At 71.3% G+C, this 15,613-nt stretch carries 15 protein-coding genes and 1 pseudogene; 3 read left to right on the top strand and 13 right to left on the bottom strand.

All coding sequences use genetic code 11. The features are described from left to right. Positions 1-104: 104 nt before the first annotated feature. Genes mdcH through mdcA form a run of 6 tightly spaced genes read right to left on the bottom strand, consistent with a single transcriptional unit; the run spans position 105 to position 6,095 of the window. On the bottom strand, positions 105-1,067 hold the full coding sequence (gene mdcH, locus HD593_RS30210) for a malonate decarboxylase subunit epsilon (RefSeq protein WP_185105392.1): 963 nt from the start codon (positions 1,065-1,067) through the stop codon (positions 105-107). Beyond that, positions 1,064-1,663, bottom strand: coding sequence for a malonate decarboxylase holo-ACP synthase (locus HD593_RS30205; protein WP_281402478.1), 600 nt, complete (start codon positions 1,661-1,663; stop codon positions 1,064-1,066). Before HD593_RS30205 ends, mdcH begins: the two co-directional genes overlap by 4 nt. After that, positions 1,654-3,303, bottom strand: a complete 1,650-nt coding sequence (locus HD593_RS30200) for a biotin-independent malonate decarboxylase subunit beta (protein WP_185105390.1) — start codon at positions 3,301-3,303, stop codon at positions 1,654-1,656. Before HD593_RS30200 ends, HD593_RS30205 begins: the two co-directional genes overlap by 10 nt. Continuing rightward, positions 3,300-3,590: a malonate decarboxylase subunit delta gene (locus HD593_RS30195; RefSeq protein WP_185105389.1), complete on the bottom strand. Its 291-nt coding sequence runs from the start codon at positions 3,588-3,590 to the stop codon at positions 3,300-3,302. The genes HD593_RS30200 and HD593_RS30195 overlap by 4 nt, the downstream gene beginning before the upstream one ends. Next, positions 3,578-4,435, bottom strand: coding sequence for a triphosphoribosyl-dephospho-CoA synthase (locus HD593_RS30190; protein WP_221525058.1), 858 nt, complete (start codon positions 4,433-4,435; stop codon positions 3,578-3,580). The genes HD593_RS30195 and HD593_RS30190 overlap by 13 nt, the downstream gene beginning before the upstream one ends. Positions 4,436-4,442: 7 nt before the next feature. Beyond that, entirely contained in the window at positions 4,443-6,095 is a 1,653-nt protein-coding gene (gene mdcA, locus HD593_RS30185) for a malonate decarboxylase subunit alpha (protein ID WP_185105387.1), read from the bottom strand. A gap of 223 nt (positions 6,096-6,318) precedes the next feature. Here mdcA and HD593_RS65235 point away from each other — a divergent pair. Then, positions 6,319-6,555 (top strand): annotated as a pseudogene (locus HD593_RS65235) (LysR substrate-binding domain-containing protein); the annotation flags it as partial. Between the two features lie 414 nt (positions 6,556-6,969). Here HD593_RS65235 and HD593_RS30175 read toward each other — a convergent pair. Then, entirely contained in the window at positions 6,970-7,821 is an 852-nt protein-coding gene (locus HD593_RS30175; protein ID WP_312903805.1) for a PrsW family intramembrane metalloprotease, read from the bottom strand. A gap of 240 nt (positions 7,822-8,061) precedes the next feature. Beyond that, on the bottom strand, positions 8,062-9,492 hold the full coding sequence (locus HD593_RS30170) for a CHASE3 domain-containing protein (protein ID WP_185105385.1): 1,431 nt from the start codon (positions 9,490-9,492) through the stop codon (positions 8,062-8,064). Between the two features lie 43 nt (positions 9,493-9,535). Here HD593_RS30170 and HD593_RS30165 point away from each other — a divergent pair, with 43 nt between their 5' ends. Beyond that, positions 9,536-10,189: a response regulator gene (locus HD593_RS30165; RefSeq protein ID WP_185105384.1), complete on the top strand. Its 654-nt coding sequence runs from the start codon at positions 9,536-9,538 to the stop codon at positions 10,187-10,189. Here HD593_RS30165 and HD593_RS30160 read toward each other — a convergent pair. From HD593_RS30160 to HD593_RS30150, 3 genes are all read right to left on the bottom strand, one after another. Beyond that, positions 10,167-10,523 carry a response regulator gene (locus tag HD593_RS30160; protein ID WP_221525057.1) on the bottom strand — a complete coding sequence of 119 codons (357 nt, stop codon included), beginning with the start codon at positions 10,521-10,523 and terminating at the stop codon, positions 10,167-10,169. The two genes, HD593_RS30165 and HD593_RS30160, sit on opposite strands and share 23 nt — an antisense overlap. A gap of 77 nt (positions 10,524-10,600) precedes the next feature. Then, positions 10,601-10,837, bottom strand: a complete 237-nt coding sequence (locus tag HD593_RS60490; protein WP_221525056.1) for a DUF1345 domain-containing protein — start codon at positions 10,835-10,837, stop codon at positions 10,601-10,603. A 305-nt stretch (positions 10,838-11,142) separates the two neighbouring features. Continuing rightward, positions 11,143-11,751: a hypothetical protein gene (locus HD593_RS30150; protein ID WP_185105382.1), complete on the bottom strand. Its 609-nt coding sequence runs from the start codon at positions 11,749-11,751 to the stop codon at positions 11,143-11,145. Positions 11,752-12,115: 364 nt separating this feature from the next. Here HD593_RS30150 and HD593_RS64545 point away from each other — a divergent pair, with 364 nt between their 5' ends. Then, positions 12,116-13,255 carry a DUF6042 family protein gene (locus HD593_RS64545; protein WP_185105381.1) on the top strand — a complete coding sequence of 380 codons (1,140 nt, stop codon included), beginning with the start codon at positions 12,116-12,118 and terminating at the stop codon, positions 13,253-13,255. Between the two features lie 823 nt (positions 13,256-14,078). Here HD593_RS64545 and HD593_RS30140 read toward each other — a convergent pair. Both HD593_RS30140 and HD593_RS30135 read right to left on the bottom strand, forming a co-directional pair. Further along, on the bottom strand, positions 14,079-14,930 hold the full coding sequence (locus HD593_RS30140; protein ID WP_185105380.1) for a site-specific integrase: 852 nt from the start codon (positions 14,928-14,930) through the stop codon (positions 14,079-14,081). Next, positions 14,873-15,613, bottom strand: a complete 741-nt coding sequence (locus HD593_RS30135) for a hypothetical protein (protein ID WP_185105379.1) — start codon at positions 15,611-15,613, stop codon at positions 14,873-14,875. Before HD593_RS30135 ends, HD593_RS30140 begins: the two co-directional genes overlap by 58 nt.

The following is a 15,613-nucleotide window of genomic DNA, read 5'->3' as shown; positions in this document are numbered from 1 at the left end:
AGTCCGCGACGGTCGCCGCGTCGTCGTCCAGGTTGCGCAGCGGGTTGCCGATGGAGCGTACGCACCGTGAGGCATGCGATCGTCGTTCCGGGGCCTGGACGGGCTCATCGTCCTTCCCCCTTGACCGGATCGTGTTTCTGAGGTGCTCGCCGGGCACGGCGGGCGAGGAACACCACATCAGCGATGCGGGTGCCGGCCAGAGCCACGACCCGCGCGTCCGGGTGGGCCGCGCGGGCGAGCCGGGCCAGGACGTGTCCTGGCGGTGTCTGGACGAACAGGGTGGTGCCGAGTTCGCCGAGCAGAGCGGTGACGTCGCGCCATCGCACCGTGGTGGCGACGCCGCGCGCAAGGTCGTCCAAGACGGCGCCGGCGTCGTGGAGCAGCCTGCCCGTGGAGTCGCTGAGGTACGGAACGGTGAGGCGACGCCGCGGTACCGCGGCGAGGTGGTCCGTCATGGCGTCGGCGACGCCGGCGAGCAACGGACAGTGCGAGGGGACGGCGATGTCCAGGCGCTGTACGTGCCGCGCGCCGGCCTCGGCAGCCGTCGCCGCGAGGCGTTCCAGCGCGTGCGTCCCGCCCGCGACCACGACCTGCTGGTCGGAGTCGATGACGGCGACGTACGCCGGGCCGGCCTCGGTCGCCACCTTCGCCACCACGCGGCGCACCTGGGGCACGCTCAGGCCGAGGACGGCGGCCATGCCGTACCCGCGGGGATACGCGTCCCGCATCAACTCGCCGCGTTTACGCACGGCCGTGAGAGCTTCGGCGAAGGTCAGGGCCCCGGAGGCGACGGCGGCGGGGAACGCCCCGGCGGAGTGGCCGGCCACGGCGTCGGGCGTGGCGCCTTCACGATCGAGGGCGCGGGTCGCGGCCACCCCGGCGATGCAGAGCGCGACCTGCGTGGTGACGGACGATCTCAGCGCCTCCGCGCCGTCCTGGAGGGACGAGCCGGGCAGGACGTGTTCGGCTTCGGCGAGGGTCTCGGCGACGGCCGGATGGGCCGGCAGGTCGTGCAGCATCCCGGGGCGCTGGGTGCCCTGGCCGGGGTAGAGGAAGGCGACCTTCATGCCGCGTCCCACGGGTCGGTCACGAGCTGCGGACCGCGGGCGGTGCGGGCCATGACGGAACCGCCGGCACGGGACCATTCCACGAGGTTGACACCGCCCCGCGGGGTTTCCAGCAGGCAGTCGACCCGGGCGGGCAGCGCCGCGAACGCCTCGGCGAGGCGAGTGGCCATGGTCCGGTCCCACCTGTACGGGGCTCTGACGAGCACGTCGAGATCGCTCGCGGCGTGCGTGGCCGGGCGCCCGGTGGCGAGTTCGAAGCCGACGCCGCCGGTCGGGCCCCAGAGGGCGACGCCGTCCAGCAGCCGGGCGACGGCGGACAGGGTGGCCGCCAGATGGGGCAGGCGCGGGCGGGAGCGCAGGGCTTCCGGCGGTACGCGGCGGATCACCGCTGCGGTGGGGACGAGGGCGGCGTGGCGCTGCGACCGGCTCGGACCGCGTACGCCGACCGGGATCAGGCCGGGCGGGCACGGCGCCCGGCGTACGACGGCCCAGGGGCAGCCGGCGAGCGACGCGCGTGCCCAGCCGGAGAGCGCGGCCTCCCACGACCCGCCGACGGCGAGAAGCAGCAAGTCGTGAGGACGGACGATCAGTCCCATTGGGAGGTCAACGCCTCGCGGACGCGGCGGGAGGCCGCGCGGGTTCGGCGCGCACCAGGCGAGTCGAGCCGGTTGCTCAGGTCACGCGGGCCCCGCCGCGCCCGTGCGACCGCCGCGGTGAGCGCGTCCTTCGCCTTGCGCACGTCCCCGTCGGCCGGGGCGCCGGCGTTCTCCACCGTCAGGAGCTCGTCGCACAGGCCGAGCCCCGCCCAGTCGGTGACCTCGTAGGACAGCGGCACGATACGCCCGGCCAGTTCCTCGAGCTCGGCCACAGTGCGCAAGGTCACCCGCGCCGCCGCCTGCTTGTGCATGGCATGGATCAGTACGCCCGGGTCGTCGAGCGCCAGGATCTGGTTCGCCTGGAAGCCGTGCGCGAGCAGTCCGCCGGACAGCGCCGTGCCGACGATGAGGGCGATCACCGGGTGCCCGGCCGTGCGGGCGGTGGCGTAGGCGTCCACGGCGGCGGCCAGCGTCTGGTGGATGCCGAGCGTCTCCTCGACGCGCCCGTACGCCTGACTGGGCAGGTCGACGAGCGCGATGATCGGGCGGTGGCGCTCGTCAGGAAGGTGCGCGTCCTCCGCGACCGTCCGGGTCACCTCGGAGGCGAGGGCGAGCCCCTCGCGGAGGCCGACCTCACCCCGGCGGGCCCGATGGTACGGGCTGTGCGGGTCGGGTACGACGGCGAGGATGCGGGCGATGTCGTCGCCCAGGGTGAGGTCCGCGGTGATCAGGGACGGGACGCCGCCGCTCACGCCCCCGTCGGCGAGCGCCTGGGTCCAGGCCCGCCCGCGGCTCATCGGGGGGGCTCCCACGGCCACGACGTCGTGCGGCCCGGGCGGGCGGGCGGCCTCGATACCCGCCCGCAGCTCGCCGATGCGCTGGGAGCGGTGCTCGGCCGGTACGCCCTGCGCCACCGCGCCTATCACCGCGGATCGCAGCGCGGCGACGTCGTCGAGGACCAGCTCGTCCGCAAAGCCCGTCCGGGTGCGCTGCTCCCCGCCGGTGATCGACCAGATGAGCGGGTGGTCCGAGGCGTCCAGCTCGGCCACCCCCGCCTCCGACTCGATCACCGCCGGGCCGTCGAGCCCGAGCCGGCCCTCCTCGGTCATGATCAGCTTGCTGCACAGCCCGGCGGCGATGCTCATGCCGCCGAAACAGCCCAGCGCTCCGGCGATGACGCCGACGACCGGTGCGAGGGGCCGTAGCTCCAGCAGGGCGGAGCACACCTCGGCGACCGTGGCCAGGCCCAGGTTGGCCTCCTGAAGGCGTACGCCCCCGGTCTCCAGCAGCAGTACGGCGGCGGTCGTGGCGCCACCGCGGCTGTCGCGGGCCGCAAGGGACAGCGCGGTCGCGATCTTGGCGCCGGACACCTCGCCGATGCCTCCGCCCTGGAACGCCTGCTCGATCGCGATCACGACCGCGGGGCGTCCGCCGAGCCGTCCCCTGACCACCACGACCCCGTCGTCGGACTGCGGGACCACGCCCTGTGGCTCCAGCCAGGGCGACTCGATGCGGTCGAACGGACCGCACAGCTCGTGGGCCGCGCCGGCGTCGAGCAGCGCCGCGGCCCGGGCGCGAGCGTCCAGTTCGATGAAGCTGGTACGCGCGAGTCGCGCCGCCCAGTCCGTGGCGGACGTCATGACCTGCCCTCCTCGATGGCCTGCCACAGGCGCAGCGTGACCACGCCCGGTGTGGCCCCGAAGTCGTTGAGCTCGAAGCTCGCGGAGACGGGGTGCCGGGCGAAGAACCGCTCCAGCACGGTCCGCCACACCGTGTCGAACCCGTCCACACTCGTACGCACCCGCACTCGCGCGGTGCCGTTCGCCGGCGTCATCAAGACCTCGAGATCGCCCGAGCCGACCACCCCCACATGCGTACGCCGGGCGGGCGGCCGATCCGCCGGGAACTCGTAAGTCAGCGTCTGCATGCCGTAACCTCCCGTTCGGCGCGGAGCCGTCGCCCCGGCCATGGCAGCATGTCCAGGAAAAGCGCGGCGGCCAGCAGGTCACCGCTCCCGCCCGGCGACAGCCGCAGCCCGCGGAGCCGCTGGTCCAGCTCAAGGAGCGCGGATCGGCCGCGGTCCGTGCCCGTGCCTCCCTCGGCCAGGACACGTGAGGCCCCGAGTTGTACGACGCGCAGGCCCGCGCGGCCGCCACGGTGCAGGACGCACGTGTCGTTCAGGAGACTCATCACCGCCAGCAACGCGTCCAGCCTGGCCACCTCCTCGCTACGGCCGTCCGCCCTCGCCCGGCGCAGCCGCGGCAGCGCGACCTCGATGACGTGAGGAAAGGCGGCCTCGGCCTCACCGCGGGCACCGCCCGTTCCGTACCGCCGCCGGACCAGCTCGCCGTGGGAAGCCTGTCCCGCCGGGATCCACCGGTCGGGAATCGCGGCCAGCCCGGCCGCACCGCCGGCCGCGCACCGTTCATCGCCGGCGCCGCGCGCGATGGCGGCGACCAGCAGGCCGAGCGCCCACAACGCCCCGCGATGGGTGTTGACCTCACCGGTGGCCCGCGACATCGCCCGGTCTCCCGCACGGCCGATCCGGCCCAGCTCCTCCCGCAGCTCGGCGCCGAAGACCAGGCGTTTCGCCGTGTCCGCGACGGCGCGGAACGTGGGGCGCAGCGCCTCGGCGGAGGCCAGCAGGAGCGGCAGGTCCATGTCGTCGTGCGCGCCGCTGCCCCGCGCGTCGACCAGGCCGGGCTTGGGGCTCAGCAGGGCCTCCGCCCGCAGGGCCCGCACGGCCGTGTCAGCCAGTACGTCCGCCCGCACCGACGGGTCACCAGGTCCGGAACCGGGCGGGCGGGTCATAGAGTCCTCCGGACCAGGCCACGAGATCTTCGATGCTGCGGGCCGCCAGCAGGGAGCGCCGCGCCTTGCGTACGTCCACCTTGAGGTCCTCGGGCAGCGCTACCAGGCCGTCACGACGCAGTGCCGCCACGCGCCGCTCGTCGGCGCGGCGGCCGACCGGGGTGGCGCCCGCGACCGCGGCCACCGCCTCTCGCCGTTCGGCCGGACCCTCGGCCTTGTAGAGGTAGGCCACGCCCTCCTCGGTCACCACGTGGGTCACGTCCTCGCCGTAGATCATGATCGGCGGGACGGGCATGCCGGCCTCCTCGCCCACCTGGACCGCGTCCAGCGACTCCACGAACGCCGGAGTGCCGCCCGAGCGGAAGGTCTGCGTGATCTGCACGACGAGCTTGCGCCCGCGCACCGCCGGCGCCTGCCCGGTCAGGAGGTTCAGCCAGGCGGCGGACGGGTGCCTGCGGCCGCGCGCGTCGTGCCCCATGTTGGGCGCTCCGCCGAACCCGGTCAGCCGGCCCTCGGTGACCGTCGAGGAGTTCGCGTCCGCGTCGATCTGCAGCGACGACCCGATGAACAGGTCCACCGCGTACTGCCCCGCGAGCTGGCACAGGACCCGGTTCGACCGCAGTGAGCCGTCGTGGCCGGTGAAGAACACGTCCGGCCGGGCGGCGACGTACCGCTCCATGCCGGGCTCGCCTCCGAAGCAGTGCACCGAGTCCACCCAGCCGCTCTCGATGGCGGGGATGAGCGTCGGATGCGGGTTGAGCGTCCAGTGCCGGCAGATCTTCCCCCGCAGTCCCAGCTCCTCACCGTAGGTGGGCAGGAGAAGCTCGATCGCCGCGGTGTCGTAGCCGATCCCGTGGTTCAGCGTGACCACGCCGTGCCGCTCGTAGATCCCGCGCAGGGCCATCATGGCCATCAGGATCTCCACCTGACCGATGTGACGGGGATCGCGGGTGAACAGCGGCTCCAGCGCGAACGGCCGCGGGCTCTCGACGATCAGATCCACCCAGTCGCCCGGGATGTCCACCCTGGGAACCTTGTCCACCAGCTCGTTCACCTGGACCACGATCACGCCGCCGGAGAACGCCACCGCCTCGGCGATGGTCGGCGTGTCCTCGGTGCCGGGCCCGGTGAACAGGTTCCCGTCATGGTCGGCCTGCTCCGCGCAGAGCAGCGCGATGTTCGGCGTGAGGTCCACGAACATGCGCGCGTACAGCTCGACGTAGGTGTGAATCGCACCGACCTCGACCTTGCCATCGGCCAGCAGCTGCGCCATGCGGACGCTCTGCGGGCCGGCGTACGCGAAGTCGAGACGGCGAGCCACGCCACGCTCGAACACGTCAAGGTGCTCCGGCAGGCTGATCGAGGAGATCAGCAGGTGCAGGTCGTGCACGACGTCCGGATCGCAGCCGGCCAGCGCCTCGGCCAGGAAGTCAGCCTGTTTCTGGTTGTCGCCCTCCATCGCCACCCGGTCACCGGGACGCAGCAGGGCCTGGAGCGCGCCGCCGATACGCCCGGCGTCCAGTACCCGCCCCGAAACGTACGGGCGAACCGCCTCGAGCCGCTCGCGTTTCGCGGTCCTGCGCCGGGCCCAATCCCGGGCGCCCGTCGCCGTGGAGGCCATCGCTCACCCCCCGTAGTGCGCTGACCAGGGTGTTCTCCTACCTCAGAAGCAGTTCCCCAAACGAGCGCGGCCTGTCGTCCGGTGGCACCCCCACCTCACTCACGGCTGATCCCGCGGCATCGTCCCCGCGCCGGCGCACCCGATGCCGCTCATGCCAGCGGCTCGTGGTTGACCCAGATCGCCTTGTACGGGTAGCGGCGATCAGCAAGCTCACCTGCGCCTGGTGATCAAGCCGGGCGGTGATGCGAACCTCCTGTCCGGCATCCTGGCCGCCTACGCCGGCCGGCCCGACGCGCGCCAGGTGGACATCCTGTTCGGCGGAGCCACCGACCGCGCCGATCACGTCCGCGACGGCCGCGCCGACGTCGCCCTGCTGTACGCGCCGTTCGACGACCTGACCGGGCTGGACCATGAAACCCTGATCGTCGAAGGACGTGTCGCGATCCTGCCGCCGGACCACCGGCTCGCCTCTCGCACGGAGGTCACTCTCGCCGACCTCGCCCAGGAAACCCTGCCGCGCTGGAAAGGCGTGCGCTGGACGGGAGCACCTGAGGCCGGGCAGGGGCCCGAGGTCACGGACGCAGCCGAAGTGCTGCAGGCTGGGACGCACCATCGCGATCTTGCCTCGCTCGCTGGTCCAGCCCATGCACCCCGATCTCGTCTACCGGCCCGTGACCGATGCTCCCAGCAGCGCACGTGTCCTTGCGCGGTCACAGGACGACCGCCGCCGCCTGGTCGCCTCCTTCGTCGCTGCCGCCGTAGAGGCTGCAGGGGCGACGTGAAGATGCGCCTGCGACAGCCCCTACGCTCAGCCGTTCCCCCGATCCTTGACGGGCCCGGCCGCAAACCGCCGTCTGCGATGGCGAAGCCGCGGTCACCGCAGGCTGCCGGTCAGCGGGACGGGCGCGGTCGCGCGTCCCCTGCCGAGCCGGACCCAGCGTACGAGGAGCAGGGCCATCCCGATCAGCCCGTCGGCCATCAGCAGCCCCCAGTTCAGCGTCGTGAACAGGTGGACCTGGGTCTGGGTGACGCCGGGCAGTTGCCCGAGCCGGATGATCGCCACCCACTGGGCCGGGGTGCCGGTCACCAGCAGGGTCAGCCACACCGCGATGGTCTGCGCGGCGTCCCACAGGGCGTGCAGCAGGACCACGACGGCGTACCAACCGAGGAGCGGGAGGTCCGGCCGGGGCCGGCCGCCGCGGCTGCGCGCCGCGGCCGCGAACAGCACGCCGCCGAGCAGCGCGGTCCACAACCCGTGCCCGACCGGGGCGAGCACCGCACGCAGGGCCTCGGTCTCGACGAGATTGAGCAGCGACAGGCCGCCGCTCGAGGTGAACAGCGCGTTGAAGGCGTACCCGGCGCTCTCGAACGCGGCGAAGCCGAAGCCCACCGCCGCGCCGAGCACCATGCCGTCGCGCGGGGTGTAGAAGGGCAGCCGGCGGGCGAGCAGCCAGAGCGCGGCCAGCTTGACGCCTTCCTCGATCGCCCCGATCGCCAGGTAGCCCCAGCTCGACATGTTCGTCAGCAGCGCCGACTCCAGGATCGAGGCGCCCAGAACGCCGAGCACGCCGCCGTACACGAACGCGGAGAAGATGCGCTGGGTGGTGATCACCGCGTCGGCGCGCCGGAACGCGAACGCGACGAACGTGACGGGGACCAGGAAACTGCCCACCAGGATGATCGTCGGCACCAGGTTGACGTTGCCGGTGACGAACGTGACCACCACGGTCGCCACCCACAGAGCCAGCCCTCCGAGGAGGATCCGGACCCAGCTCGGGCCGGAGTGTCGCGCTCTGGGCTCGTGGACGAATGCGACATCAGGGAAAACTGCCGGGTGTGACTTCACCGCGGGCTCCTTCCGGGGAGTGCTCAAGGCTTCCCCTTCAGGATCCGCGGGCCCCGCCGCGGTGTCGCCCCGGCCAGCGGCCATCCCGGCTACCGGCTGGCTGGAATCCCGGGATCCCGGTCAGCCTCCGGTGACCGGCAGATCGGCGTGCAGGGTGGTGCCCTGGGCGGGCGGGCTGTCGACAGTGACCGTGCCGCCCAGCGCCTCGACGCGGTCGGCCAGCCCGAGCAGTCCCGAGCCCGTACCGGACGTGGCGCCGCCGACGCCGTCGTCGCTCACCCGCAGCCGCAACGTCCCCTCCTCCAGGCACGCCCGCACCGTCACGGTCGCGGCCTGGGCGTGTTTGGCGGTGTTGGTGAGCGCTTCGGAGACCACGTAGTAGGCGGCCACCTCGACGGGTTCCGGCAGCCGGCCCGGCACGTTCACGTCCAGCTCGACCGGCACCGGGCTGCGGCGCGCGAGGGTCTTCAACGCCGGGCCGAGCCCGGCCTCGCTCAAGATCGCCGGGTGGATGCCGCGGGAGATCTCGCGCAGCTCGTCCACGGCCTCACCGAGCCCGTCGGCGAGCCGGTCGAGGGGTTCGGCGAGGTCGGGACGGTCCGGCGGCAGCGTCGCCTGGGTCGTGCGCACGTCCAGCACGAGCGAGACCAGCCGCTGCTGGATGCCGTCGTGCAGGTCGCGTTCGATGCGGCGGCGGGCCTGGTCGGCGGAGGTGACGATGCGCGAGCGGGAGGCGGCCAGCTCTTCCCGCTGCCCGTCCAGCGTGGCCGCCATCGTGTTGAAGCCGCGCTCCAGGACCCGGATCTCGCCGATCCCGCGCTCGGGCACCCGGGCCCGCAGGTCGCCGTCGGCCAGCTGCCGCGTGGCCCCGGCGAGCCGCCGCACCGGGGTGACCACCGCGCGGGCCAGGTAGAGGGAGTAGGCCCCGATCAGGGCGACCGACGCGATCAGCCCGGCCACGCCGCTGGTGATGGCGCGCAGGGCCGCCGTGTCGGACTGGCGCTGCTCGGTCCGGGCCGCGGACAGGGTGACCGCCACCAGCGCGTCGAACTCCCCGCGCATCGTGTCCACCCGGCGCCTGCCCTCCGCGGTCTCGGCCGCCCTCGCCACGGCCCGGTCACTGCGCATGGCCCGCACCAGCGGGACGGAGTAGGCGTCGATGTACGACGTGCCCTCCGCCTCGATCCTCCGGGCGAGCTCGTGCTGGGCGGGGTCGTCGGCCACCAGCCGCTCCAGCTCGCTCGCCTGCCCGGGGAAGGCCCCGACGGCCGCCTGCCACGGTTGCAGGAAGCTCTCCTGGCCGGTGAGGGCGAACCCGCGCTGGCTCGTCTCCATGTCGATGATCAGACGTTCCAGCCGGTTGGCCGTCGTCAGGACCTGTGCGGAGCGCTGCTCGCGACGCCAGGCCTCACGCAGGTCGCCGATCGAGACCAGCAGGACGGCGAAGGCAGCGCCCACGATCAGCGCCAGCACGGCGCCGGCCGTCACGGTGCGGAGGGTGAGACCGCGGCCTGGATCGTTCCTGACCGCGCCTGACCGGCCATCGTGCATGCCCGGAGTGTACCGATCGGGGACAAGGTCCCATAATGCCGACATGGCCGATACGCAGGTGGTTCTCGCTGACGACGACGTGCTGCTGCGCGAGGGGCTCGCCAGCCTCCTCGCGCGCTCCGGCCTGGACGTGGTCGGGCAGGCCGGCGACGCCGTCCAGCTGCTGGACCTGGTCCGCGAGCGGCGGCCGGAGCTGGCCATCGTTGACATCCGGATGCCGCCCACCAACACGGTCGAGGGGCTGCGAGCCGCCGCGCAGATCCGCGAGCGGCACCCCGAGGTGGGCATCCTGGTGCTGTCGGCACACGCCGAAGCCGAGCACGCCATGCAGCTGCTGGCCAGCGGCGGCGGGATCGGCTACCTGCTCAAGAGCCGGGTGACCGACGTGGAGGACTTCGTCGACACGGCGCTGCGCATCGCCAGGGGCGGCTCGGTCGTCGACCCCGCACTGGTCCAGGAGCTGGTGTCGGCGCGACGCCGTAACGACCCGCTGGACGCGCTCAGCACGCGCGAGCGCGAGGTGTTGTCGCTGATGGCCGAGGGCCGCTCGAACGCCGGCATCGCCCGCCGGTTGTGGGTGACCGAGGGCACGGTGGAGAAGCACGTGCGCAGCATTCTCACCAAGCTGGGCCTGACCGAGGCCGACGACGACCACCGCCGGGTGCTGGCCGTGCTCACCTTCCTCGATGCCCGCTGAGCAGTTCGCGGATCGCCGGCCCCGACAGCCGCGCCTTCGGCAGGAACCCGACCGCCTGGCTGGCCTCCACGAGCTGGGCGAAGTCGTCGGCGTCCTGGGTCGAGATCATGATGACCGGGACGGCTTCCAGGCGGCCGGCCACGTCGAAGCCGCTCTCCTCGCCCAGCCCGACGTCGACCAGCGCGACGTCAGGCCGAAGTGCCGAGGCCAGCTCCAACGCCTGGCCTCCGGTCTCGGCCGTGCCGACGACCTGGACGCCCTGCAGCTCCAGCAGCCGGCTCGCGGCCTCCACGAACCGCCGGCTGTCATCGACGATCAGGCAGCGCAACTCCACCTCCCCAGGCTCCCACCCCGGCAGGGCGCGGGGCATTCCCGCTAGCTGGAACCCTCTCGCGCGTACCGTCGGCGCGGTCATCGGCCCAGGCCCGCGACGAGGTTGATGGTCAGGGCGACGATGACCGTCCCGAACAGGTACGACAGCAGGGCCTGGCGCAGCACTGTCGAGCGGAACGCGGAGGTGCGCAGCTCGGTGTCGGAGACCTGCTCAGAGCCGTCGTGGCTGGTTGTGACGCGGTACAGGCAGAGGCTGCGGCGGGCTCCGCTCATCACGGCAACCAAGCCCAGGGCGATCTCATGGGCGGCAGACATGTCTCCGAAGTTCGACGCGACGCTGCCGAACAGGCTCGTTGCCGTCAGCTCCCCGGCCGTGAAGCGTCCGGCGCGCGACGGCGCAAGGTCACGCCTCCGCGCGAGAATCCGGCATCCTCCCGGCGACTGCCACCCACTGTGCGGCCACGGTGTCCCTGCCGAGTTCCTGCCCACCGACCGCGAACTCGGACGCCACGACCTGCTGTGACCGCGGTGCTCACGCACGCCGCCCTGCCGCCTGCGTGAGGGCGGCGGCGATGCGGCCGGCGTACGTGCGGAACGCCTTGCGCGTGGCTCCGGGGACGTCACGCATGGGTGTGCCATTCCTGGGGCGGCAGCGGGCCTTCGGAGGTGTCGCCGAGGCGATCGGTCCACGCCGGGGCAGCGAACACCGGCCGGGTGAGGAGGATGTCCCCGGCACGCTGGACACGCAGCAGGATCCCGACGTCCACGTAGCTGTAGTCGCCGGCCTGCGAGATGCGGATCTCCTGGTCGAGGCCCCGCTCCTTGACTCGGGCGTACAGCGCGTCGTCGGTCACGGACGGCACCTGCCCGGTCAGCGCCAGCCCGTCCCACCGCACCTGGGGCCCGACCCGGGCATCGATCGCAACCGCGGCCAGCACCCCGCCGAACCTCTGCCCAGGCCAGTACTCGTGGCCGTCGTCGATCTGGCCCGGGACGGCGCGCCCCGGCGCGTCCGGAGGTGTGTCGTCCTCAGTCGCGGGGCGGAAGTACGCCGTGAGCCTGTCTCCCCAGATCTGGGGCGAGCTGTACGAGGCGAAGTCGCCGCCGCTCACGGTGGGCAGGTAGTCCAAGGCGGCGTCGACCTGACCGCGGGTCATGCCGAACAGCAGCGGCCCGACCCCGACCAGCGGGACGGCATCCCACTGGTCGCGCTCGGCATCACTCAGCACTGGCCACATGGAATCCGACATCTGGGCCCGTCCCCTTGTCTGTTGCCACGGATCCCGCCGTTCGACCGGACGGGCAGGATCGTATCGGGTAGCAGCGACACGCCGGCAGCGGGCCGTGGGGCGCGGATCCCCGGTCAACTCGGGGCGCCTCGCCCGCCTACGACCAGGGTGCCCCGCGGCGGATCACCCAGCCCTCCCGCTGGGCCGCGCGAAGCTCTGCGGGCCCAGTGCTGGCGGTCGCCTCCAAGTACTCGGCGAGCAGCCCCGGCACATCGATCGCCTGCTGCCGGTCGGTCAGCGGTTGCGGAACGAGATCAACGCGAACGCTTTCACGTGTCGGCCACTTGACCGTTACGGTCGATACGTGAGGATCATCGCCGTAGGGGATCATTGGCCCGAGTACGGAACGATCGTCGTCAGGGACACTCATGGCGTCGATCCGGCATCCAGATCGCGACCGGGGCTGCCCCTGCTCGACGAGCACGCGGTGGACGCGCAGCCTGGCGGTACCATCGCCAAGGCGGGCGATGGATGGTTACAGGCGTCGGCTCGCGACGCCCGCCATCATGTGCGCTTGGAGGCGCATCACGGTCCTCCTCCTGCAGACGACGCCTGGCACGACGTGGTTGAGACTCCGTACTACGCCAACACCGGTTCCGTCATGCTGACGACCGTGCTCTACGGCGAAAACTACGCAGACAGACCGCTCCGGCTCGGAGCGCCGGGAATGTATCGAGTCCGCGTCTCCTGCCGCAGGACTCCGCCGGAGATCCCCGGATTCGAAGCATCGGAGGGTGATCTCTGGCGGATGCAGTTCTGGGCGGCTCCCGGGACTCCTCAGCCTCCCCGCTGGTTAGCGCGGAGCCAGCCCGCCGTACGGTCCGGGCGTACTGGCTGGGAGGCTGTTCTCGGGCTCCCATGTCAGGAGGTGCTGCACGCCGTCCAGGTCGCAGCCACCACCGGTGACGCCACCGAGGAACAGATCGCCGCCGCTTACCAGCCATGGTCCAGCAGCTCAGGCGACTGGAGCGCCCCTCTCTCTGAGGATCTGTCGGACTACGCCGTCCAACTGGGTGTGCCCGCACCGGCCACACGGCAGGAGTTGCTCCAGCTCTTGGTGGCGGCCGGCCTTGTGATCGCTGAAACCTCCGCCGAGGTGACCCGCTATCATCCCCCCGCACGCTCACCGTATGTTGAGGAAGTACTGCGCCTGCCAGACGAACAAGTGACCATGATCCGGCGCCAGGACGCATTCCATCGCTACACCTCATTCGCCGCCGACCTGGCCGCCGTTGCGGTGTGGAGCCCGGGTTGCACCGTCTCGGCAACGCTAGAGGAGCTCTCCCATCAGTTACTGGCAACAGAAGAGGAGATTCGCGGGGCGATCCGTTACGGCACCGAACGGGGCCTCTTCAGCACCTCCGGAGACGAGGGCATGTTCACGGCGATGCCACGTCTCCCGCCGCCACCCGAGGTGGGCCGCATAGCTCGAAGGCTTGAGTGAGGCGGTTCGAGGGCAGTCGCGTCGCCTGGCCTACCTCACCTGCCGACCGAAGCGGCCCGGGCGCCCGCCCACGTCCGCTCCATCCGCGCTCTCATCCTGCGGCTGGTCGGAGAGAACCCCGGCTGGGGCCATCGGCGGGCCCACGGAGAGCTCACCATGCTCGGTATCAAGGTGCCCGTGTGCTCGGCACCACTGTGTCCCGCCCCGGGCCTGATCAACGATCGCGGGCGAATCATCGGCAGGCGCAATGCCGCAACGTACTGAAGGGCGGTCCGCTGTCGTCCTCCTGCTGGGTGGTGGTCCAGGAGCGCTTCCCCAGTTCGCGCGAAGGGGCTCCACTGAGGCGCTAGGCGAGTGCATCCACCATGCGGTGCAGCCGGAGAGGAGGCTTGTACAGCGGGGATCGGCCGGACGGGGGAAACCGCAGGGGGGCCGGACGGCGTGAACATCCCCGGCTCGGCGCGTGCGTGGGGACACCGTTCGGCATGGTTCGGCGTCGAGGTGCTCTGACCCGTTCGGGCTGAGGACAGTGTGTGAGGCCCGAGCGGGACCGGATCGATGGCCTGCTCAGGGCAGGTTTGGTGGCCGTGACCTTCCTGGGTGCGGCTGTGGCGTTGCCCATCATGCGGCTCGATTGGAAACGACAACGGTTTTCATTGTAGTGTCCTGGATATGGATTGGTTGTCTGTAGAAAGGGACCATGAACCCTTCCGACGAGCCCTGTGATCAGGCTCCTGACCTGGCCGTTCGTCGACCCTGGACAGCCGATCAAGGCGGCGGTATGGGCGGGGGAGACCGAGGGGAGACCGTCGGTCAAGGACGCTTACATCGGAGTCGTCCGGGGTACCAAAACAGCGCTCGCTTCGGCCGCCGCATGGGCCACCTCGGGTAGCACTGCAGTATAGAGGTCGGAAGTGGTTGCGAGGCTGGCATGCCTCAGCATCGCTGAGGTGATCTTCATGTCGTTGCCCGCGGCGAGTGAGAGCGTGGCCGCGCCGTGGCGCAGGTCGTGCAGCCGGATCGGCGGCAGACCAGCGGAGAACGCAAGCCGTTCGAAGTGTCTGCTCACCCGGTGCGGGTGGAGATTTGAGCCGTCCTGCTTGGTGAAGATCCGGCCGCTGTCCTGCCAGGCATGGCCCGAGTGCTGCTTCTCCGCGAGCTGGCGTTGGCGGTGCGAGCGCAAGGTGGCAAGAGTCCCCTTGTCGAGGGCTGCCACCCCATCGGAGAATTCGGTTTTCGGATCGCTCTCCTCGATTCGGCCGTCGACGACGGTGAGCTGCTTGGCCACCGCTAGCACTCCCTCATCGAAGTCGAGATCGATCCAGCGGGCGCCGCACGCCTCTCCGCGGCGTAGTCCGCGGAAGGCGATCAGGTGGAACAAGGCATACAGCCGGTCGGTGGCGGCGTGGTCGAGGAACGCGCCGAGCTGGGCCGGTGTCCAGATCATGACGGGGGACGGGCGCAGCTCGCTTCGCGTCCATATGTGAATGGCAGAAGCGGGTGGGTGGTCGGGGTCAGCGAATGCCGCCTGCAGGCGTTCGCGGAACGCTCGGTTGAATGCCTCCACCCGGGGTTTGGTCCACACCATGCCCTTGGCCTTCTTGCTGGCAGGCAGGCTCACCAGGGCGGCGGCATTGAAGGAGACCAGGTGTTCGCGCATGACGGCGGCCAGCACGATTCTGATCGTGGCCTGTACTCGCTGTTTTGACGCGGGCCCGGTGATCCGGGTCCTCGTACGGACTTGCGGACGTCGGGGTCCTCGGACCGGCGGGCGGCCAGAATCTCGGCGTTCTTCTCGTCGATGCGGGTGAAGACGCGCTCGACGGTGGAGACGAAGATGCGATCCAGACGAACATGATCAAGGATTTCACCGAAATGCACGTCATGATGGCAGAGGTAGACGATCAACGAGGATTTACGGATGTCCTTGAGCTGTCGGCGTCGCTCCACCCACCTGTTCCAGTACTCGCCGAAGGTGATGGAGCGCAACGGCTGTCCGGCCTGGAATTTGCGCTGCAGTTCTTCGTGAGCGGGCAGCGGTGCTCTCTTCCTGTGCGCCGCTTTGACCATGGAGAGGATCTCCATCCGCGCCTCGTGACCCTCAGGGCCGGGTTCGGGGATGTCGAGCAGACGTCCGGCAGCTTCGTAGAAGGCGACCAGCTCCGTCTCGGTGGCGAAACCGCCCAGCCGCAGGTAGATGCGTTTGCCGTCGGGTCCGGCCGGCACTTCTTCCTTGCCATGCCAGGTGCCGTGATGTGGGTTCCAGGAGCCATTCGCACGCCGCAGCTTGGGACATCTGGCGCCGAGCTCGCGGCCGTCTTGGCGGCATTTGCAGCGTTTGTAGCCGTTGCCGGTCAT

The sequence above is a fragment of the Nonomuraea rubra genome (assembly GCF_014207985.1).
Classification (GTDB): domain Bacteria; phylum Actinomycetota; class Actinomycetes; order Streptosporangiales; family Streptosporangiaceae; genus Nonomuraea; species Nonomuraea rubra.
The sequence above is the reverse complement of the archived record's forward strand: the minus strand, read 5'-3'. Positions and strand labels throughout refer to the sequence as shown.